The organism is Trinickia sp., from assembly GCF_051953955.1.
Taxonomy (GTDB): domain Bacteria; phylum Pseudomonadota; class Gammaproteobacteria; order Burkholderiales; family Burkholderiaceae; genus Trinickia.
The window spans coordinates 67,651-87,975 of the sequence record NZ_JBQCIF010000132.1; the positions used below are offsets into that span (position 1 = coordinate 67,651).

A 20,325-nucleotide genomic window follows, 5' to 3' on the forward strand; every position below is an offset into this window, starting at 1 on the left:
ACGTTCAAGCGGCGTGCGGCGCGCTCGACTGATGCCCGGCCCGATCGTGTGCCGCTTGCGCTTGAACCGCGGTCACGGCGATCACATAGTAGATGTCCTCGGCGCAGCAGCCACGCGATAGATCGTTGGCGGGAAAATGCAGGCCTTGCAGTAGGGGCCCGATCGCTTTCGCGCCGCCGATGCGCTCCGCGAGCTTGTAGCCGATGTTGCCGGCATCGAGATTCGGGAAAACCAGGACGTTGGCGTGGCCGCCCACCTGCGAATGCTCGATCTTGCGTTCGGCAATCTCGGCGACGAGCGCGGCGTCGAGCTGGACGTCGCCGTCGATGGCCAGATCAGGCCGCAATGCCTTCACGCGCTGGGTCGCTTCGATGACTTTATCGACGTGCGCGTGATGCGCGCTGCCGCTCGTGGAGAACGAGAGCATCGCCACGCGCGGCTCTTCCATCAGCAGGGCGCGCGCACTGTCGGCGGCTGCCATCGCTATTTCGGCCAACTGCGCCGCGTCCGGATCGACGACGAGCGCGCAATCGGAGAAGACGAGCCCGCCCTTATAGCGATGAAACGGCTCGCACAGCATCATCAGAAAGAAGCTCGACACGAGCTTGAACGACGGCTCGAGACCGATCAGCCGAATCGCCGTGCGCACGACGTCGGCGCTCGTGTGCACGGCGCCGGCCACCGATCCGTCGGCATAGCCGAGCCGCACCATCAAATCCGCGAATACGAGCGGCGCGAGCACTTCACGTTCGGCAAGATCGCTCGTCATGCCTTTGCCGCGACGCAGTGAGAGCAGTTCGCCGGCAAACGCTGCTCGCCACTCCGACACGCCCGGATCGACGATGACGACGCTCTCGTCGAGCGCCAGCGCCTCGCGCCGTGCCGTTGCGCGTATGGCGTCCGGATTGCCGACGAGCGTGATCCGAGCGATGCCTTCGCGGTTCGCGCGAACGGCAGCCGCAAGCACGCGCGGATCTTCGGCTTCGCAGAGCACGACGCGCATCGGCGACATGCGCGCGGTTTCGACGATGCGGTTCAGGGCTTTCATCGGGATCGAATCCTCAGACGTAGTCCTTGTACTTGTCGAGCAGGCGCACGGGCTTGGACAATGCATCGCGGCGGAACGGGTCGCCCAATTCCCGCGTGCACATGATCTCGATGATCGTGGTTTTGCCCTCGTTCATTTGCATGTCGATGGCTCGCTCGAGCGCCGGGCCGACGTCTTCCAACTGATCGACGACGATGCCTTCCGCCCCCATGGCGCGCGCGATGCCCGCGAAGCTCTGATTGTCGAGTTCGCCGGCCACGAAGCGGCGGTTGTAGAAGTCGACTTGGTTCTTCTTTTCCGCACCCCACTGGCGATTGTGGAACACGACGGCGGTGACGGGAATGCCGTGGCGCACGCACGTCATCGTTTCCATGAGGCTCATCCCCCACGCGCCGTCGCCTGCATACGAAACGGCCGGGCGGTGCGGCGCCGCGACCTTGGCGCCGATGATCGTGGGGAACGCGTAGCCGCAATTGCCCCAACTCATCGCCGCAAAGAAGCTGCGCGGCTTGTTGAAGCGCAGATAGCTGTTCGCGACCGAGTTGATGTTGCCGATGTCGGTCGAGACCATCACGTCTTCCGGCATCGCTTTCTCGAGTTCGCGCAACACTTGGCGCGGGTGAAGGTAGCGGCCGCCGTTGAAGGTGCGCTCCTGCTCGTTTTCCTCGATCATGTCGAGGCTGTAGCTATCGAGCTCGTGCGTCCATCCGTCCAGTTCCTTCTCCCAGGCGGTCTTTTCGCTTGCGATTTGATCTGCGCGCTCGTTCCGCGTTGCATCGCAAGCTAGCGAGCGATCGGCCAGCCGTTGCGTGAGCGCAACCGCCGCTGCCTTCGCATCGCCGCAGATGCCCACTGAAATCTTCTTCACGAGCCCGAGCATCTTGTGATCGGCGTCGATCTGGATGATCTTCGCGTCCTTCGGCCAGTAATCCATTCCGTGTTGAGGCAGGGTGCCGAACGGACCTAGGCGCGAGCCGAGCGCGATGACGACGTCCGCGCGCGACAGCAGCTTCATTCCGGCCTTGGAGCCTTGGTAGCCGAGCGGGCCGCACCACAACGGATGGTTCGCCGGGAACGAATCGTTGTGAAGATAGCTGTTGACGACGGGGGCGCCCAGGCGCTCGGCCAGCGCCTTGCACGCTTCGACGGCGTCGGCCATCACCACGCCGCCGCCGGAGATGATCACCGGGAATTTCGCTTCTGCAATGAGATCGGCGGCCTCGTTCAGGCTTTGTTCCCCGCCGGGGCCGCGGTCCAGTTTGCGCGGCTGGGGGATTTCGACCTTGATCTTGCCGTAGAAGTAGTCGCGCGGGATGTTCAGCTGCGTCGGGCCCATTTCGGCCTGCGCGCGGTCGAAGCAGCGGGCCGTGAATTCGGCCATGCGCGCGGGGTGCGTGACGTGCCCTTGATACTTCGTGAATTCCTGGAACATCGGCAACTGGTTCGCCTCTTGGAAACCGCCGAGCCCGATGCCCATCGTCCCGGCCTCGGGCGTGACGATCACGACGGGGCTATGCGCCCAATAGGCGGCCGCGATCGCCGTCACGCAGTTGCTGATGCCGGGGCCGTTCTGGCCGATCACGACGCCGTGACGGCCCGATACGCGCGCATAGCCGTCGGCCATGTGGCCGGCGCCTTGTTCGTGGACCACCGGAATGAGGCGGATGCCGGCCGGCGCGAAGATGTCCATCGCGTCCATGAACGCCGAGCCCATGATGCCGAACATGTCGGTGACGCCGTTGGCGGCCAGCGTATCGACGAAAGCTTCGGACGGTGTCATGTCTCGAGGTCCGCTGGCCGTGGCGCGGGGGGAAGTGGAGGGTTCGCTCATGGGTGTCTCCCGGTCATCGTTAAACGGAATTTGTCGTTCCAGATACTAGGCAGTGCCGACCTCGGGTCAAGGCATTGCGCGAGCCGACGACGAATTTGGAATGAAATGAAATGATTCGTTTCGAAAGGCGAGGGGCGGCGCGCGCGTGCGTCATGCCGGCTGCTTCGGCCGCTCCTTGCGGAACGCGCGTTTGACCGCGATGCGCCCAGCGCGGAACTCGAATAGGTCGCAGCCCGCCGCTTCGATCCGCCAGCCTTCGGTGTGCGTCCCGGTGAATACCCATTCCGATACCCCGCGCTCGCCGATGACGTAATGGCGGCCCTGGCCCCAATGCGCATCGGGGAACGTCCGGAACACGGCCTCGAACGCCGCGCGCACGGCGTCGCGGCCGGTGAAGCGCGTCCCGTGGACTTCCGGGCCCCCCGCCGCTTCGAACACGCAGTCCTCGGTCATCCATCCCATCAGCGCGTCGGCATCGTGGCGATTGAATGCGTCGGAAAAGGCGGCGAGCGTATCGGCCGTCACGCGGGAAGCGGTAAGGCTCGTGTCTGTCATCGGTGTCTCCTAAAGGGATGGGGATGATTCAAGCCGCGAGGCGCGAGGTCGCGAACGCGCGAGGTCGCCCGAATGCGGCGTCCGGATGCGGCGTCCGAATGCGGCATCGATAGGGAGACGTTAAAGGGTGGCCGTATGGGGCGGTAGCGCCAGTTCGGCGGTTTCGGTTGGGCCAGCGGCGATCGTCCGGCCGCCACCGGCGGCGCCTGGCGCTGGACCCATAGGATCCTTTTGCCTGGCACTACCGGGGCGCTTATTGATTGACAATGCTTGATTCAACGAATGACTTTGCACTCGGGTGTGGGGCGAAACACTGAAATCGGTGCGCGTCGGCGCTGACTATACTTTTTGTGGGACATAAGGAGACGGCAGTGAGAGTAAGAGCCCTACCTGAACACGGAAAGACGATCGAGCGCGCAACGGCGCGCAGCGAGGCGAAGATCAGGCTGCGTCGTGCCGGCACGCGGATGAATTCCTATTGGTTGACGGTCGGCGTGCTCGTCGTATCCGTGTTGCTGTGGCAGGCCATATCGATGGCGGGCGTCTTTCCGCCGTTCGCCTTGCCTTCGCCGGTGGCGGTGTGGCAGGCGTTCGTCGACATCGTTCGCAACGGATATGGCGGACAGTCGCTGATCGGCGATATTTTGATCAGTTGTTTTCGCATCGTCGTCGGTTTCGTGGGGGCGATCGCGATCGGCGTGCCCGTTGGGTTGTTGATGTCGCGCAACAAGATCATTTTCGATCTCATCGACCCGCTGCTGCAATTCGTTCGGCCGGTGCCGCCGCTCGCCTACATTCCGCTGCTCGTCGTCTGGTTCGGCATCGGCGAGCTGCCGAAGGCGATCCTCATTCTCGTCGGCACGATTCCCGTCATCATCATCGGCACGATGTCGGGCGTGAAGAGCACGCCGCCGTTGCGGATTGCCGTGGCCCGCACGCTAGGGGCAACCAACGCGCAGATCTTCCGCAAGATCGTTTTGCCTTCCGCGTTACCCGAGATCTTCACGTCGATGCGCGTGGGCATCGGGGTGGCGTGGACCTGCCTCGTCGCGGCCGAGCTCATCGCCGCCAGCAGCGGTCTCGGATGGCTCGTGCAGTTCGCGGGGCAAGCGCTGCAAGTTGCCGTCGTGATCGTGGGCATCGTCATCATCGGGGTGATCGGCTATGCCATGGAGCTCGTGATTCGCAAGCTCGAAAATTGGATCGTGCCCTGGCGCGGACACGATTGAGTGCCACCATCGGAGGAGACAAGACATGAAAACGAAATACGGATTCCAGCTCGCGGGTGCCGCCTTGTTGATCGGAGGCTGCTTTGCGGCCGGTCTTGCCTGCGGGCAGGAAAAGCCGAAAGTCGTCATCGGCTACGAGGACAACGGCGCCGATCCCTACATGGTCTCGATGGCGGAGCACCTGTTCGAACATCGGATGAATGCGAACGTCGAGTACAAGCTGTTCAGCTCGGGGCCGGCCGCCATGAGCGCGCTCGCGTCGAACAGCCTGTCGTTCATGTGCGGGCTCGGCGTGCCGCCGCTCGTCACGGCCATCGCTCAGGGCTTGCCGATGACGATCGTCTATAACCAGGAACGCTATACGAACGCGGCGGGTATCGTCGTGAAGCCCGAAAGCGGCATTCATGACGTCGCGGGCCTGCAGGGCAAGAAGATCGCGATCGTGGCCGGCTCGCAAGCATCGTTCGAATTGGCGACGTTCCTGGCCCAGGCTCACGTGCCGTACTCGTCGGTGACGCAGATCAACATGGCGCCCCCGCAAATGCGGACTTCCTGGGTCACGGGAGCGATCGACGCCGCCATCGTCTGGGATCCCGTGTTCAGCGCACTGCGGGCGGCGGGCGGCAAAGCGATCAAGACCGACGGCGATTTGCCGCGCGGCGCATCGAGCTACAACGTCTGCATTGCCAACGCCGATTGGGCGAAGACGCATCCCGACCTCGTGAAGGGGTTCGTCGCGGCGCTCGACGACGGCTATCAAGTCACGCGAAAGGATCCCGACAAGGCGATCGACGAGATGGCCCGGCAAACGGGTGTCACCGTGGACGTCGCCAAGAGCGAGCTCGCGGGCTACGAGCTCTTTTCGGGGGCCGACCAAACCACGCCGAAGGTCATGGGCTCGGGCGCGGCCGTCAAAACGTCGGCGACCTACGAGACGTTGGCCAACACGGCCAAGGTGCTCAAACAGATCGGGCGAATCCAAACCGTGCCGGCGAGCTTCGAGGCCAACGTCGCGCCGCAATATTCGCAATCGCTGGCTCATTGAGCCGCGGCCACTGAATTGAATGCTCATTTTCTCGGCAGGAGATGGACTTGAATATCGTCATCGATTCCCTTTACAAGACCTTCGGCTCGATCTCGGCGCTCGAGAACATCAATCTGCAGTTCCAGGGCGGCGAGTTCGTCACGGTGCTGGGGGCATCGGGCTGCGGCAAGACGACCTTGCTGCATCTGCTGGCCGGGCTGACGTCGCCGTCGAAGGGGAACATCTTCATCGACGGGGAGGTCAAGGACCAGCCCGGCGAGGACCGTGTCGTCGTGTTCCAGCAGGCTGGGTTGTTCCCCTGGCTCAGCGTCGAGGAGAACATCGAGTTCGGACTTTCGCTTCATTCGGTGCCGAAAGCCGAGCGCCATCGGGCCTCGGCGGACATCTTGCGCACGATCGGCCTTGAAAACTTCGCTCGGCACAAGCCTTACGAGCTGTCGGGCGGCATGCAGCAGCGCGTGGCCATTGCCCGCGCGCTCGTGATGAAGCCGAAGGTGCTGCTCATGGACGAGCCGTTCGGCGCATTGGATGCCCAGACGCGCAGCGCCATGCAGACGTTCTTGACGGCGCTTTGGGATCAGTTGCGATGCACGATCGTGTTCATCACGCACGACATCGACGAAGCGATCTTTCTCGGGACGCGGCTCGTCGTGCTGTCCGCCCGGCCGGGCCGGGTCGCGCTCGACGTTCCCATCGAACTGGAGCGGCCGCGTACGCCGCAAGTCGCGTTCGAGCCTCACTTTCTGGAACTGAAGAAGCAGGCGATGGGCATTCTTGCGCATTGACCGAAGCGGCGGCCCGCGGTGCTCACAGTGCTCACAGTGTTCGGCAGTGCTCGGCGCTGCGCGGCCTACGGCGGGCGGCGCGCCGCCGTTGCGGCAGCATTCAGCCGTCGTCGCGCCCATGCAAAAGCGGCGCCAAGCGGTTCGCGGCTTCCCGCATCCGAGGGACCGCCTTCAGTAAATCGTCGAGCGTGGCGCGCGCGGTCGGCGCATGCACGGCCAGGGCTGCCAGCACCGGGCCGCCGGCGGCCATTCGTACCGGCACCGCGACGGCCACCATGCCTCGCACGAATTCCTCGTCGTCGATGCCGACGTCGCGTCTGGCGAGACGCTCGAGCTCAGCGGCGAGGCGGTGGGTATCGGTGAGCGTCCTATAGGTCATCTCCTTGAGCGTGAGCCGTGCCAGCATCGAGCTGCGCTCGGCGGCGGGCATCTTCGACAGAAAGAGCTTGCCGCTCGCGGTGCAATGCAGCGGCACGCGCATGCCTGGCCGCATTTCGAGCCGCAATGGCTCGGTCGTTTCGACGCGCTCGACGTAGAGCACGGCGTCGTTATCGAGTGCGGTCAGATTGCAGGTTTCGCCGAGCACGTCGACGAGCGCGCGCAAGACAGCGCGGCATGCGCGCGTAAACGTATTGTTCGAAAGCGTCGACAGCGCCAGTTGCGCCGCGCGCGGGCCGAGCGTAATCGCTCGATCGTAGCCGCGCGAATCCGGCATGTGCATGACATAGCCGCGCGCCTCCAACGATTCGATCATGCGCAGCAGCGTGGCCTTGGGAATGTGCAAACGTGCGGATAGCTGCGAGAGCGTGTGCGGTTGCCCCGCCGACGCGAGCGCTTCGAGCACGGCAAGCGCGCGCAACACGCGTGCATCGTCTCGGGCGGCCGCATCGGCTGGAACGGGAGGCGGGGCGTGCATGGATCTCCTACCGAGCGAAAGAAACGAAAGTGAACCGTTTTGCTCCGCTTTCCAGAATGCGCCATTGCGGCGCGTATTGCCTATGCTCGTTTGCGCTGATAGATGAAACGGGAAACGAGTGCGCCTCGGTGCCGCTGCGTGGTGTTCATGCGCTGGTCCAAGCGAATCCGCGTCACTGGTTCTACCTTCGCAAAATTCGCCTACCTACACTTTCTGCAACGGATCAGTGACGCCCGAACGCCGGCGCACGATCGGCCAACGAAAAAACATACGTCATTAGGAGTCCTTATCATGGAATACAGCTCAGTCGAGCGAGCGGCTAGCGGTTTCGTCGGAGGCGCGCCCGTCGATCGGCGCTACGACCCGACCTACGATCCGCTCGTCTCGCCCGGCCCCGGGCATGGCAAGGAGTACGCGCCGACCTATTGGGTGGCGACGGCCGGTACGCCCCCGGCCGACGATGGCCCGATCTCGAAGGACATCGACGTCGACGTGGCGATCATCGGCTCGGGCTATACGGGCCTTGCGACGGCGCTGTGCTTGGCGCGCGAACATGGCATCAAAGCCGTCGTGCTCGAGGCGAACCGCACGAGTTGGGGTTGCAGCAGCCGCAACGGCGGACAGGCGCAAAACGCATCGGGGCGGCTCTCGCGTTCGCAGTGGATCGAGCGGTGGGGCAAAGGTGTCGCCTTGAAGATGCACGAGGAGATTCAAGAAGGATTCGACCACTTCAAATCGTTCCTAAACGAGATCGATTGCGATCCGCAGCCAGGGGGGCACTTCCTGATCGCGCATCGTCCCCGCATCATGGAAAAGCTTGCCGCCGAGGCCAAGGTTTGGAAGGATGTCTTCGGCTATCCATCGGAACTGCTGAGTGCCGAGACGTTTCGGCGCGAGTTCCTGAACGACCACGAAGCCGCGGGCGCCTTGCATGAACCTGAAGGCATTGGCATCCATGCGGCGAAGCTCGCGTTCGGTTATCTGCGGCTCGCGCGCGAAGCGGGCGCCAGCGTCCATACGAGCAGCCCCGTGCTCGGATGGGAGACGGTGGGCGGCGTGCATCGCCTGCACACGCCGGGCGGCATCGTGCGCGCCCGCGCGGTGGGAATCGCGACGGGCGCCTACACCGCGCAGACGCTGCATCCTTCGCTGCGCAGCAAAGTGATGCCGATTCTGTCGAACTCTATGGTCACGCGCGTGCTGACCGACGAGGAAATTCGCGCGTGCAACTTCCGCACGACGCAGGTTCTGACCGACACGCGCACGCTGCGCTTTTATTACCGCTTCCTGCCCGACGGCCGATTGCAGATCGGCAGCCGCAGCGCGATCACCGGCCGGGACGCGCCCAATCCGCGCCATCTCGATCTGCTGAAAGAAGGGATGGCACGCAAATTCCCGGCGCTGCGCGGCGTGCAAATCGACTTTTCGTGGTGGGGCTGGGTCGACGTCAGCCACGACATGATGCCGCGCGTATGCCAGCCCGATCCGAAACAAGCGGTCTATTACGCGCTCGGATATGGCGGCAACGGCGTGTCCTATTCGCAGCAAGCTGGCAGGCGGCTGGCAGAGCGCATCGCGGGCAAGACCGCGCATCAGACGCTGCCGATCTTCACGAGCCCGCTTCCGGGCCACCCGTTCGCGCCGTTCCGGCGCATCGGCCAGCGCTTGCTCTACCTTCAGTACTTCAGGCGCGACGAAAGACCTTGAGTGCGCCGCTCGCCTCTGCGCTGAAATATCGCACCGGCCGATAGTTGCGATCGTCGAATACGACTTTTTGCCGGCCCCACCGGCACGTAGCATTGAGTGACTGAATGTCCGCTCGGGCCCGCGCAGGGCCGGCGACCCTATCCGCGAACGAGGAGGGACGATGGACCATCACGCGCGCACGCAGGACGAGAAGCTCGAGATCAAGACGACGACTTGCTACATGTGCGCGTGCCGTTGCGGCATCCGCGTTCATTTGCGCAACGGCGAAGTCCGCTACATCGACGGCAATCCCGATCACCCGTTGAACCAGGGCGTGATCTGCGCGAAGGGCTCGTCGGGGATCATGAAGCAATACTCGCCCGCGCGGCTGACTCGCCCGCTGTTGCGCAGGCCGGATGCCGAGCGGGGCGAAGCCCAGTTCGTGCCGGTGTCGTGGGAGACGGCGTTCGACTTGCTCGAGCGGCGCCTCGGGCATCTGCGCGCCACCGATCCCAAAAAGTTCGCGCTCTTCACCGGGCGCGATCAGATGCAAGCCTTGACAGGGCTATTCGCGAAACAGTTTGGTACCCCTAACTATGCGGCACACGGCGGCTTCTGTTCGGCGAACATGGCGGCCGGCATGATCTATACGATCGGCGGCTCGTTCTGGGAGTTCGGCGGCCCGGATCTCGACAACGCAAGGCTGTTCTTCATGATCGGAACGGCCGAGGATCATCATTCGAACCCGCTGAAGATCGCGCTATCCAAGTTCAAGCGGGCAGGCGGGCGCTTCATCGCCATCAATCCGGTACGCACCGGCTATGCGGCCATTGCGGACGAATGGGTTCCGATTCGCCCCGGCACGGACGGCGCGCTGTTCATGGCGTTGATCCGAGAACTGATCGAGCAGGGCGCGTACGACCGTGCGTTCGTCGAGCGCTTCACGAATGCGGGCGAGCTCGTCGATCTGCGCGAGGGATGCGACACGTTCGGTTTGTTCGTGCGCGACGCCGATGCGCCGGAAATCAACTCGCTCTTCCCGCAGAATCGCCTTTGGTGGGACGCGCGCACGAATCGCCCCGTACTCAATCACGCTGAAGGGGCGCAGCCGGCGCTCGAGGGACGATACACGCTCGATGACGGCACGCCGGTTGCGCCGTCGTTTTCGCTGCTGCGCGAGCAAGTCGCTCATTGCACGCCGCAATGGGCGGCCGAGATCACGGGTGTTTCCGCGGATACGATTTCGCGCATCGCGCGCGAGATGGCCTCGGTCGCGCGCGAGCAGCGGATCGTGCTGCCGATCGCGTGGACCGACTCCTGGGGCAAGACTCACGATACGGTAGAAGGCGCGCCGATCGCATTCCATGCGATGCGGGGGCTCGCCGCGCATTCGAACGGCTTCCAGACCATCCGCGCGATGGCCGTCTTGATGTCGCTGCTGGGCACGATCGACAGGCCGGGCGGCTTTCGTCACAAGGCGCCGTATCCGCGCGCGGCGCCCCCGTCGGCGAAGCCGCCGAACGATCCGTCGGTCGTGAAGCCGAACACGCCGCTGGCGACGGGGCCGCTCGGCTGGCCTGCCGCGCCGGCCGATCTGTTCGTTCACGAGGATGGCTCGCCCGCTCGCATCGACAAAGCCTTCTCATGGGAATATCCGCTGGCGGTGCACGGGCTCATGCATTCCGTGATCACGAATGCATGGCGCGGCGATCCCTATCCGATCGACACGCTGATGATATTCATGGCCAATATGGCGTGGAATTCGTCGATGAATCCGGTGCAAGTGCGCAAGATGCTCGTCGACAAGCGAGATGACGGTGAATACAAAATTCCGTTCCTCGTCGTTTGCGATGCATTCGAATCGGAAATGACCGCGTTTGCCGATTTGATCCTGCCCGATACGACTTATCTGGAGCGTCATGACGTGATGTCCATGCTCGATCGGCCGATCTCCGAATTCGATGGGCCCGTCGATTCCGTACGGGTGCCGGTGGTGCCCCCTACCGGCGAATGCAAACCGTTTCAGGAAGTGCTGATCGAACTGGCGAGCCGGCTCCGGTTTCCGGCCTTCACCACGGCCGACGGCCGGCGCAAGTTTCGGGACTATCCGGATTTCGTCGTCAACTTTCAGACAGCGCCCGATTCGGGCACCGGGTTTCTGATCGGCTGGCGCGGCAAGGACGGCACGAAGGCCGTCGTCGGCGAGCCGAACCCGAAGCAGTGGGAGCAGTACGCCAAGCACAATTGCGTCTATCACCATCGATTGCCCGAGTCGCTGCAGTACATGCGCAATTGCAATGGGCCGTATATGCAATGGGCCGTCGAGAACGGAATGCGCAAGTACGCGGTGCCGGTCGTCATCCAGCTCTATTCGGAAGTGATGCAGACGTTTCGCCTGGCCGCGCAAGGAAAGACGAAAGGCCGCCAGCCGCCCGATCACCTGCGTGAGCGCATCGAGCGGTATTTCGACCCGCTTCCGTTCTGGTACCCGCCCCTGGAGCACGACGCGACGGCGCTCGATCGTTTTCCGCTTGCGGCGATCACGCAGCGGCCGATGGCGATGTATCACTCGTGGGACTCGCAGAACGCGTGGCTGCGTCAGATCCATGGCGAAAACCATTTGTTCGTCAACCCGGCAATGGCGGTGGAAGCCGGCGTGGAAGACGGCGGCTGGCTCTACGTCGAATCTCCGTGGGGCAAAGTGCGCTGTCGCGCGCGCTACAGCGAAGCCGTCGAGCCCGGCACCGTATGGACTTGGAACGCGATCGGCAAGGCGGCCGGCGCCTGGAATCTGGGGCCGAACGCCGGCGAGTCGCAGCGCGGCTTCTTGCTGAACCACGTGATTACCGACGAATTGCCGAGCGGCATGCGGGCCGGAGAGCGAATGTCGAACTCCGATCCGATCACGGGGCAAGCCGGGTGGTACGACGTGCGTGTCCGCATCTATCCGGCCGAGGCCGAGGCGGCGACCACGCTGCCGCAATTCGCGCCGATGCATCCGCTGCCCGGTTCGACGAGCGTGCTCCAGCGCGTGCAAGCCTATTTCGCCGGCAAAGGCGAGTTCGCGGCGCGGCTGCTGCGGGCGGCAACATCGGATGGCGCAGGTAGCGGCGCGACTCGCCAAGGAGATGAACCATGACTCAAATGGCCCTCGTCATCGATCTGAACGTCTGCGTGGGTTGCCAAGCATGCGTGACGAGTTGCAAGGAATGGAATACGTCGGGCGAGGCCGGAAGCCTCGCCGACGTTCGGCCCTACGACGACGATCCGTCGGGCACGTTCTTCAATCGCGTGCAGACGTACGAAGCGGGCGTGTTCCCGATGACCGACACGATCCATTTCCCGAAGTCGTGCCTGCACTGCGAGGACCCTCCGTGCGTGCCGGTCTGTCCGACGGGCGCAAGTTACAAGCGCAAATCCGACGGTATCGTGCTCGTCGATTACGACAAGTGCATCGGCTGCAAATACTGCGCGTGGGCGTGCCCCTACGGTGCACGGGAGTTGGACGAGGGCCGCAAGGAGATGACGAAATGCACGCTTTGCGCGGATCGAATCGGGAACGAAGCGCTGCCCGAACGCGATTGCAAGCCCGCGTGCGTGCTCGCATGCCCGACGTCGGCGCGACTCTTCGGCGACATTCATGATCCCGAGTCGGACGTCTCGCGCGCGATTCGCGACCGCGGCGGCTATCAACTGATGCCCGAATGGGATACGAAGCCGTCGAATCACTACCTGCCGCGCGTGAAGACGGAATCGTCCTGCGGCTGCGGTCAGCATGCGCAGTGCGGGGAATCGCCCGTGTCCGAGGAAGCGACGCTTCAAGCGCAACTCGAACGCGGCGAGGTGAATCTGGCCGCATTCGCAACACACCGGTAGCTCGGCGAAGGTCGAAGCGGACCCACGACCGTCGGCGCATCAATGCGTCGACGCATTGGCCTAGAGGAGCCCTTATGCGGCCAGCTTTTTCAGTCATTTTCCTTACGACGCTCTGCGGCGCGGCGCAAGGACTGCTACTTACGCTCGTCGCGGTCGAAACGGTTTCGCGCGCCGCCGGCATTGCGGTGCCGTCTGCGTTCTATGTATCGGGAGCAGCGGTCGCGGTCGTGCTCGGCGCGCTCGGGCTTGCGGCATCGTTCTTCCATCTAGGGCATCCCGAGCGGGCATGGCGAGCCATCACGATGTGGCGGACGTCATGGCTCTCGCGTGAATGCATCGCCTTGCCGATTTTTCTTTTGCTGACGGCCGCTTACGGCGCTGCGCATTGGGCCGGCGTCAGCGCGACGCTCAGGATCGGTGCGTTGGCCGCGGCTGCAAGCGTCGCGCTGTTCGTCTGCACGGCCATGATCTACGCCTGCCTGCGCTTCCTTCAGGAATGGGCGAGCCCCTATACGCTCGTGAACTTTGTCTTGCTCGGGTGTGCCTCCGGCTGCACGCTCGCCAGCGCGTGCGCGGCGTGGCTCGCGCCCGGGCTCGTGGGCGGGCTGGCAGTGTGCGCCTGTGCGCTGACGCTCGCCGGATGTGCGACGCGGCTCGCATCGCTGACCCGGAACGCACGTCTGAAGCCGAAGTCTACGGTGCAAAGCGCGACCGGCATTCGGCATGCGAAGGTGGAGCAGAAATCCCGCGGCTTTACGGCAAGCGCATTCAACACGCGCGAGTTCTTTCACGGGAAAACCGCCAACGCGCTCCAGTGGGTCAAGGTGAGCTTCCTGGTGGGCGCGTTCGCGGTGCCGTTCGTTCTGACGGGCGCCAGTGCGCTGGCGCCGAGATCGGCTTCCGCGGCCGTCGCAGTCGGCGCGGCGTTCGTGATCCAGTATGCGGGGCTGCTGGCCGAGCGCTGGTTCTTCTTCGCGGACGCGCGGCACCCGCAGAACATCTACTATCAGCGTGCGTCGTAAGCACCGTCGTTCGCGCGCCATGCTTCTCTATCCGTCTCGGCGCGCCCCTTGCTGTACTTGCACGCATTGCGCAAGTGCCCGCACGCCGGGCTCGATCTTCTCCGGCGCGATGGCCGAGAAGCCCATGCGGAAGCAACGGCGTGCTTGGGCGTCGTCGTTCATGAAGAAGACGTTCCCGGGCTCGATCACGACGCCCACTGCCTGCGCATCGGCGGCAAGGCGTTCGGCATCGAGCCACGCCGGCCCCTCGACCCACGACGACGCACCGCCCGTAATCGGCACGTAGCGCGCTTGCGGCAGGTGAGCATCGAGTGCACTCATGAGGGCCTGCGCGCGTTCCCGGTATGCATGCGCGAGCCGCCGCAGCAATGCGTCGTGATGCCCCAGCGCAAGGAACGTCGCAAACGCGCGTTGCACGTAGCTGGCCGGATGCCGAACCATCAGCCGTCGCAGCGCGCGCAGTTCGCGGATCAATTCGCGCGGGCCGACGACATAGCCGAGCCGGAGGCCCGGCGCGAAGGTTTTCGACAAACTGCCGACGTAGATGACCCGATCGGCCGTGTCGAGGCTTTTGAGTGCGGGATGCGGCGTGCCGGAAAACGTATTCTCGCTTTCGTAGTCGTCTTCCACGATCACGAAGTCGTGCTTGCGCGCGCATTCGAGCAACGCGCGGCGGCGCTCGAGCGGCATCGTGGCGGTGGTCGGGCATTGGTGGCTCGGCGTCACGTAGACGTAATCGCAGCTTGCCAGCGTGGTGTCGAGCACCTCGGGGGAAATGCCGTTTTCGTCCACCGGAAGGGCGAGCAACCGCGCATTGCGGTTCTCGAAGATATTGCGTGCGTCCGGGTAGCCCGGGTTTTCGAATCCGACGGTCGTATCCTTATCGCAAAGTAGATCGGCGATCAAATACAGGGCTTGCTGGCAACCGATCGTAATGACGATTTCGTCGGGCATCGCAAATACGCCGCGCCGCGGCAACACACGTGTGCGTATCTGCTGGATCAGCGATTCGTCGTCGCGCTCGATGAGATCGGGTGCCCAGTTGCGGATTTCCATGATCGACAGGGCTTTCATGCAGCACTCGCGCCAATCGTTGGTCGGAAACAGCGATTGATCGAACTGCCCGTAGATGAAAGGAAACTCGTAATGTTGCCAATTCGCGGGCTTGACGATGTTGCGCTGCCTCGATGGCGGGTGGGCGATGCGCTGGCGCCAGATCGGCCGGCTCGCCGTATCGTCGTCCTCGACGGCTTGCTCGTACGCCCGCGCGGCCGGCGTCGCGTCGTGACCCGGCACGCCGCGCAGCATCTCCGGGTTGACGAAGTGCCCGCTGCGCTCGCGCGAGATCAAATAGCCTTCTTCGACGAGCATTTGATAACTGAGCACGACCGTATTGCGAGCGACGCCGAGCTGATCGGCCAGCTCGCGGCTAGACGGAAGCGCGACCTCGGGCTGCAATTGGCCATCCAGGATCGCGGCGACGAGCATTTGCCGGATCTGGTCCTGCAGGCCCGTCTTCGATGCCGATGACCGCGTAAATTGCTGGGCCCATAAAGCGGTCGGGGTGCGGCTCGGCATGCTGGCTCCTGTACGGTGCGCGAACGAGGATCGAATGCGCGAAGCGATGCTGCGTATCTGCATCATAAATGCGATGCCTGATCACTTCAAATCGGCGCGCTCGAGAGTCGTGCACCGCTGCCGGTACAGTGCCGGCAGCGATGCGATGCCGCACGCGACGACGCTTTGCCGCGACGCTTACTCGGGTTGCCCTCGCTCCCGCAATAAATCAGAAAGGCTGCGCGCGGCCGGCTTGAGCGGCGTTCGATGCGGCGTCCAGCCGGCCTGCTTCGAAGGCGTCAACGCGTTGAGCCGCGTTGCTAGCCAGCGGAACACGCGATAGCGGATGGGCCGCGCAAATGCCCCGCTCCAGAAACGCCAGATCAATCGCTCCCCGCGGCTGTACTTCGCGCCTTGGCCGCGCACCGCGTGCGGCGCTTGCTGATCGGGCGCGCGATTGGCTTCGGTCCGCAGGCGAATCAACAATTGAGGAATCGGAATGCGGACGGGGCACACCTCGCCGCACGCGCCGCACAGGCTCGATGCCGTCGGCAGGTCCGCCGTCGCTTCCAAGCCCAGCAAATGCGGCGACAGGATCTTGCCGATCGGCCCGGGGTAGGTCGTGCCGTAGGCATGGCCGCCGATGCGCGTATAGACGGGGCAGTGGTTCATGCATGCGCCGCAGCGGATGCATTGCAGCGTGGCACGCAACTGCGTATCGCCGTAGGCCTGGCTGCGGCCGTTGTCGAGCAGCACGAGGTGCATTTCGCGCGGGCCGTCGAGTTCCCCCTCGCGTCGCGGTCCGGAGATCAAATTGAAATAAGTGGTGATGGCTTGGCCCGTCGCCGAGCGTGTCAACAAGCTTGCCAACGGCACGATGTGCTCGAGCTTTGCGACGACCTTTTCCATCCCCATGATGGCGATGTGCACGTCGGGCACGGTGGTAGAAAGACGCCCGTTGCCCTCGTTTTCCACGAGCCACAGCGTGCCCGTGTCGGCTGCGGCGAAATTGACGCCGGACAACCCGATGTCCGCTTCGGCGAAGGCGTGACGCAGCGCGCGCCGGCCGGTTTGGATCAACGTGTCCACGTCCTCTGTGTAGGAGCTGCCGGGAATGTGCTGCTCGAACAGCTTGCCGATGTCGCCGCGCGTTTTATGGATGGCGGGCATCACGATGTGCGAGGGCTTTTCGTCGGCGAGTTGCACGATGTATTCGCCCATGTCCGATTCGACACACCGTATGCCGCGTTCGGCGAGGTAATGGTTCAACTCCATTTCCTCGCTGGCCATCGACTTGCCTTTGATGACGCGGCGTGCGCCGTGAGACTTTGCGATGCCGAAGACGATCTCGTTCGCCTCTTCGGCGGTTTCCGCCCAATGCACGCGTACGCCCGCAGCGGTCAGTTTCTCTTCCAATTGAACGAGTAGCGCCGGCAGATTCGCCAATGCATGTCGACGGATCGCCTCGCCCAGATCACGCAGTTGTTCGAGTTCGTCCGCGTCGGGAAATTGCGCCGCACGCTTGCCTTGCAGAAAGGTCATCGCGCCGCGGAAGCTGCTGCGCAAGGCGTCGTCGGCCAGTGCGGTTCGCGCGCGCGCCTTGAATTCGGTGGGAGAAACGAATTGAACCGTATGCTCGCTCATGATGTGGCTCCCGCCGCCATGTCGTCCGGGTCGACGATGACAACCCACAAGCGGCTCGGACCATGCGCGCCGTAGGCCAGCGTTTGTTGGATGTCGGAGGTTTTCGAGGGGCCAGAGACGAGCACCAGGTTCGTCGGCATGCCCTCGGACCACCGCTCGGCTCGCGCCGCCGCATGCAAATCGCGGTGAAGCGTATCGGCGTACACGAGCGCAATGTGCAGCGGTGGAACGAGCGAAACCGTGCGTGGCGTTCCTGCGTCCGGTGCCAGGATCACGGTGCCGGTAGCCGCGATGCCGGAGCGCGCGACGGTGAAGCCGGCATCGACCGTGTCGAACAGTTCGGTCTTCCATTGCTCCAGCGGGCGCAGATAGGAAATCGCCTCCACGGAGGGCGGCAGCGCATCCGACAACGCCGCGCCTTCCGCGCTGGCGGGATCCATCAGTAGACGGCGGATGCCGCTTTCGTGCAGTTGCTGCGCGAGCAGTGCCGGCCAGGAGCGCGCATCGGCCCGCCATACTCGAGCGCGCGCTGTCTCCAGCATCGTTTGGAAGACTGCGGGCAGATCGAGGGGCGCCGTGCCCTGGCGCTCGAGTCGCGACGCATAGTGTGCGTCGATGCGCTGGCCCAACCGGGCAGCATTGTCTATCGCGGAGTGGGAAGCAGGCGCGGCGCGCAACCGCGCCAGCATGCGCTCGCGCGAGGTCGAATCGATGGTCGGTTTCGTGCGTGCGCTCATCACGCCTCTCCATTTTCGGGGTTCGTGCGGCGCCATAGGAAACTCGCGAGGTGCTCGACCGCCAACGGCGCCCCCGATTGCTGCGAGGCGTGTCCGATGTTGAGCAGACAGCCACAGTCGGCCGAGACTAGCCGATCGCAACCCGCGGCGCAGGCCGAGGCAATCTTGTCTTTCACCATTGCGCCGGATATGTCGGGGTGCTTCAGCGAGAACGTGCCGCCGAAGCCGCAGCATTCCGATTCGCGTACGTGCTCCACGCGCGTGACGCCGGGAAGGGCGTCCAGGAGCCGCACGCCGTGTTCTCGAGTGCCCATTTCGCGGCGGGCGGAACATGACGTATGGAGCACCACGCGCTCGGCGGCCATCGCGCCGCCGGTCGTTTCGCTGAAATCGAGTCGTAGGACGTGCAGCAAGAATTCGCCCAATTCGTAGACGCGATTCGCGAGCGCGCGAGCACGGGCAGCCGCATCGGCATCTTCGTCGTCCTCGAACAACTTCGGCCAGTGATGACGGATCATGCCGGCACAGGAGCCAGACGGCACGACCACCGGCCAAGGCTCGGAGAACAGATCGAGTTGAGCGCGCGCCACCTCGCACGCTTCCCGAGGGTGGCCGCTCGTGTAGGCAGGCTGCCCGCAACAGCTTTGCTTGCGCGGAAAGTGGACCGTCAGGCCTTCGCGTTCGAGCAGCCGGACGGCGTCGAGCCCCGCTTGCGGCACGAACAAATCGATTAAACAGGTAGCGAATAAATAGACGTCGGTCGGGGGTGGGGGATAGCGTCGTGCCGTCATTTTCGTTCCACTGGGAAGAAGGGCGCTTGCGGCGAATGGGCCGTGGCGGCGAAACCCGCGAGCATTGACGCCATCATTGCGGCCGCCGAGAATGACTGCAAATTGGTTGGACCAGTTCGATGAGGCGAAGACGATGGATGGTGCGAGGCGGGTGGCAACGGCAGGCGCAGCGGGCGGCGGGCGCGTGGAAGCGGTGATGCGGCGCCTTGAAACCGCTCTGCTCGACGGTACGTGGACGCCGGGCATGCGTTTGCCGTCGGAGCGGCAACTTGCGGAGCAATACGGCGTGGCGCGCAATACGGTGCGCGAGGCGTTGCAGCGGCTCGCCGCGCGCGATCTCTTGCGAACCCGGCGCGGGGCAGGCGTGTACGTGACCGATCGGCTGCGCAGCGGTATCGTTTCGCCTTGGGGGCAACTCGTGGCCGATCATCCCGCGCTACGCGAGGACATTTTGGAATTCCGCCATGTCTTGGAAGGCGCCACCGCTTATTTCGCGGCGCTGCGGGCCGATGCGGCCGACCTCGAGCACATTCGCGCATTGCTGAGCGAACTCGAGCGGGCGCGCGAGGCTGACGATAAAGCGGCGGAAGCCGATGCCGACGCAAAACTGCACGATGTCATCGCGCGGGCGTCGCACAACACGATGTTTTTGCATTTGCATGCGAGCGTCGTGGGCATGCTGCGCGAGCACATCGCGATCAACGGTACCGGGTTGCGTGAGCAGCACCCCGACGCTTCCGAGCACCTGCTCGTCCAGCATCGCGCGCTGTGCGAAGCCATCTTGGCCCGCCGCCCCGAGCAAGCGCGGGACGCCATGCAGGCGCATATCGATTTCGTTGGCGCTCATGCGCTAAGCGAGGGCGAACGATAAAAACAGCACCCCCTAAACCGAATAAACCGGAAAGGCGGAATAAACCGGAAGGAAACCGGAAGGAAACCGGAAAGAAAGCGGCCGATTCGGATTCGTTATCGGCGGATGCGCGTTTCGGATTGTCCTGCTATTGCAGCGCTTCTATAGTCCTCGTCAAAGGTAGTCCAATCCAGGCACGGACCGAAGGGGTGGCACTGTGAACGAGATCGATCTGAAAGGGCGTGTCGTCGTCATTACGGGCGGCGCGCGCGGAATCGGCTACGCCGTAGCCCAGCGCGCGCTGCGCTCGGGCGCGGCCGTGGCGCTGTGGGACGTCGATGCCGAGCGCCTCGAACGCAGCCGCGGCGAACTCTCGGAGTGGGGCACGGTTTCGGCCGTTGCCGTCGATCTCGTCGACGAAGCAGCCGTCGAAGCCGCGGCGGCTTCCACGTTTCGCGAACACGGCTCGATCGACGTCTTGATCAACAGCGCCGGCATCACGGGCGGCAACGGTTCGACCTGGGAGCTCGATCCGGCCGTGTGGCGCAGGGTCATCGAGGTCAATCTGATCGGCTCGTACCTCACCTGCCGTGCCGTCGTGCCGCGCATGCTCGAGCGCGGCTACGGCCGCATCGTCAACATCGCTTCGGTGGCCGGCAAGGAGGGCAACCCGAATGCCTCGCACTACAGTGCGTCGAAGGCGGGCTTGATCGGATTGACGAAGTCGCTCGGCAAGGAGCTCGCCAAACGCAA

Annotated in this window: 17 protein-coding genes; 9 read left to right on the forward strand and 8 right to left on the reverse strand. The window is 64.1% G+C overall.

Features of this window, described 5'->3' with window-relative positions; translation table 11 throughout:
• Positions 1-4: 4 nt before the first annotated feature.
• The 3 genes from pta to ACTHNZ_RS24970 form a co-directional block, all read right to left on the reverse strand.
• Positions 5-1,048: a phosphate acetyltransferase gene (gene pta, locus ACTHNZ_RS24960; protein WP_440545272.1), complete on the reverse strand. Its 1,044-nt coding sequence runs from the start codon at positions 1,046-1,048 to the stop codon at positions 5-7.
• A gap of 13 nt (positions 1,049-1,061) precedes the next feature.
• The gene (gene xsc / locus ACTHNZ_RS24965; RefSeq protein WP_440545273.1) at positions 1,062-2,879 is read right to left on the reverse strand and encodes a sulfoacetaldehyde acetyltransferase; all 1,818 of its coding nucleotides are present in this window, start codon (positions 2,877-2,879) and stop codon (positions 1,062-1,064) included.
• Positions 2,880-3,029: 150 nt separating this feature from the next.
• Positions 3,030-3,434 (reverse strand): nuclear transport factor 2 family protein, encoded by a 405-nt coding sequence (locus tag ACTHNZ_RS24970; protein WP_440545274.1) that lies wholly within the window; start codon positions 3,432-3,434, stop codon positions 3,030-3,032.
• A gap of 371 nt (positions 3,435-3,805) precedes the next feature.
• Between ACTHNZ_RS24970 and ACTHNZ_RS24975 the strand changes: the two genes are divergently transcribed.
• Genes ACTHNZ_RS24975 through ACTHNZ_RS24985 form a run of 3 tightly spaced genes read left to right on the forward strand, consistent with a single transcriptional unit; the run spans position 3,806 to position 6,493 of the window.
• Complete coding sequence (locus tag ACTHNZ_RS24975) at positions 3,806-4,663, forward strand: ABC transporter permease (protein ID WP_440545275.1); 858 nt, start codon at positions 3,806-3,808, stop codon at positions 4,661-4,663.
• Between the two features lie 25 nt (positions 4,664-4,688).
• A complete protein-coding gene (locus ACTHNZ_RS24980) occupies positions 4,689-5,708 on the forward strand; it encodes a taurine ABC transporter substrate-binding protein (protein WP_440545276.1) in 1,020 nt (339 codons plus the stop codon).
• A gap of 41 nt (positions 5,709-5,749) precedes the next feature.
• Positions 5,750-6,493 (forward strand): ABC transporter ATP-binding protein, encoded by a 744-nt coding sequence (locus ACTHNZ_RS24985; RefSeq protein WP_440545277.1) that lies wholly within the window; start codon positions 5,750-5,752, stop codon positions 6,491-6,493.
• A gap of 100 nt (positions 6,494-6,593) precedes the next feature.
• Here the strand turns inward: ACTHNZ_RS24985 and ACTHNZ_RS24990 are convergent, their stop codons facing one another.
• Positions 6,594-7,409 (reverse strand): IclR family transcriptional regulator, encoded by an 816-nt coding sequence (locus tag ACTHNZ_RS24990; RefSeq protein ID WP_440545278.1) that lies wholly within the window; start codon positions 7,407-7,409, stop codon positions 6,594-6,596.
• Positions 7,410-7,700: 291 nt separating this feature from the next.
• Between ACTHNZ_RS24990 and ACTHNZ_RS24995 the strand changes: the two genes are divergently transcribed.
• The 4 genes from ACTHNZ_RS24995 (at position 7,701) to ACTHNZ_RS25010 (ending at position 13,993) form a co-directional block, all read left to right on the forward strand.
• On the forward strand, positions 7,701-9,116 hold the full coding sequence (locus tag ACTHNZ_RS24995) for an NAD(P)/FAD-dependent oxidoreductase (protein WP_440545279.1): 1,416 nt from the start codon (positions 7,701-7,703) through the stop codon (positions 9,114-9,116).
• Between the two features lie 160 nt (positions 9,117-9,276).
• Complete coding sequence (locus ACTHNZ_RS25000) at positions 9,277-12,234, forward strand: molybdopterin-dependent oxidoreductase (RefSeq protein WP_440545280.1); 2,958 nt, start codon at positions 9,277-9,279, stop codon at positions 12,232-12,234.
• A complete protein-coding gene (locus tag ACTHNZ_RS25005) occupies positions 12,231-12,971 on the forward strand; it encodes a 4Fe-4S dicluster domain-containing protein (RefSeq protein WP_440545281.1) in 741 nt (246 codons plus the stop codon). Before ACTHNZ_RS25000 ends, ACTHNZ_RS25005 begins: the two co-directional genes overlap by 4 nt.
• 74 nt (positions 12,972-13,045) lie before the next feature.
• The gene (locus tag ACTHNZ_RS25010; protein ID WP_440545282.1) at positions 13,046-13,993 is read left to right on the forward strand and encodes a dimethyl sulfoxide reductase anchor subunit family protein; all 948 of its coding nucleotides are present in this window, start codon (positions 13,046-13,048) and stop codon (positions 13,991-13,993) included.
• Positions 13,994-14,020: 27 nt separating this feature from the next.
• On the opposite strand, the gene pdxR is transcribed toward ACTHNZ_RS25010, so the two are convergent.
• From pdxR to ACTHNZ_RS25030, 4 genes are all read right to left on the reverse strand, one after another.
• The gene (pdxR, locus tag ACTHNZ_RS25015) at positions 14,021-15,571 is read right to left on the reverse strand and encodes a MocR-like pyridoxine biosynthesis transcription factor PdxR (RefSeq protein ID WP_440545283.1); all 1,551 of its coding nucleotides are present in this window, start codon (positions 15,569-15,571) and stop codon (positions 14,021-14,023) included.
• 177 nt (positions 15,572-15,748) lie between these two features.
• Entirely contained in the window at positions 15,749-17,194 is a 1,446-nt protein-coding gene (locus ACTHNZ_RS25020) for a LutB/LldF family L-lactate oxidation iron-sulfur protein (RefSeq protein ID WP_440545284.1), read from the reverse strand.
• Positions 17,191-17,931 carry a LutC/YkgG family protein gene (locus tag ACTHNZ_RS25025; RefSeq protein ID WP_440545285.1) on the reverse strand — a complete coding sequence of 247 codons (741 nt, stop codon included), beginning with the start codon at positions 17,929-17,931 and terminating at the stop codon, positions 17,191-17,193. Before ACTHNZ_RS25025 ends, ACTHNZ_RS25020 begins: the two co-directional genes overlap by 4 nt.
• Entirely contained in the window at positions 17,931-18,722 is a 792-nt protein-coding gene (locus ACTHNZ_RS25030) for a (Fe-S)-binding protein (protein ID WP_440545286.1), read from the reverse strand. Before ACTHNZ_RS25030 ends, ACTHNZ_RS25025 begins: the two co-directional genes overlap by 1 nt.
• Positions 18,723-18,918: 196 nt before the next feature.
• On the opposite strand from ACTHNZ_RS25030, the gene ACTHNZ_RS25035 reads away from it, so the two are divergent.
• Together ACTHNZ_RS25035 and ACTHNZ_RS25040 are read left to right on the forward strand one after the other, a co-directional pair.
• Positions 18,919-19,593 (forward strand): FadR/GntR family transcriptional regulator, encoded by a 675-nt coding sequence (locus ACTHNZ_RS25035; RefSeq protein ID WP_440545289.1) that lies wholly within the window; start codon positions 18,919-18,921, stop codon positions 19,591-19,593.
• Between the two features lie 196 nt (positions 19,594-19,789).
• Positions 19,790-20,325: SDR family NAD(P)-dependent oxidoreductase (locus ACTHNZ_RS25040; RefSeq protein ID WP_440545287.1), on the forward strand; the 536-nt coding region annotated here is incomplete at its 3' end.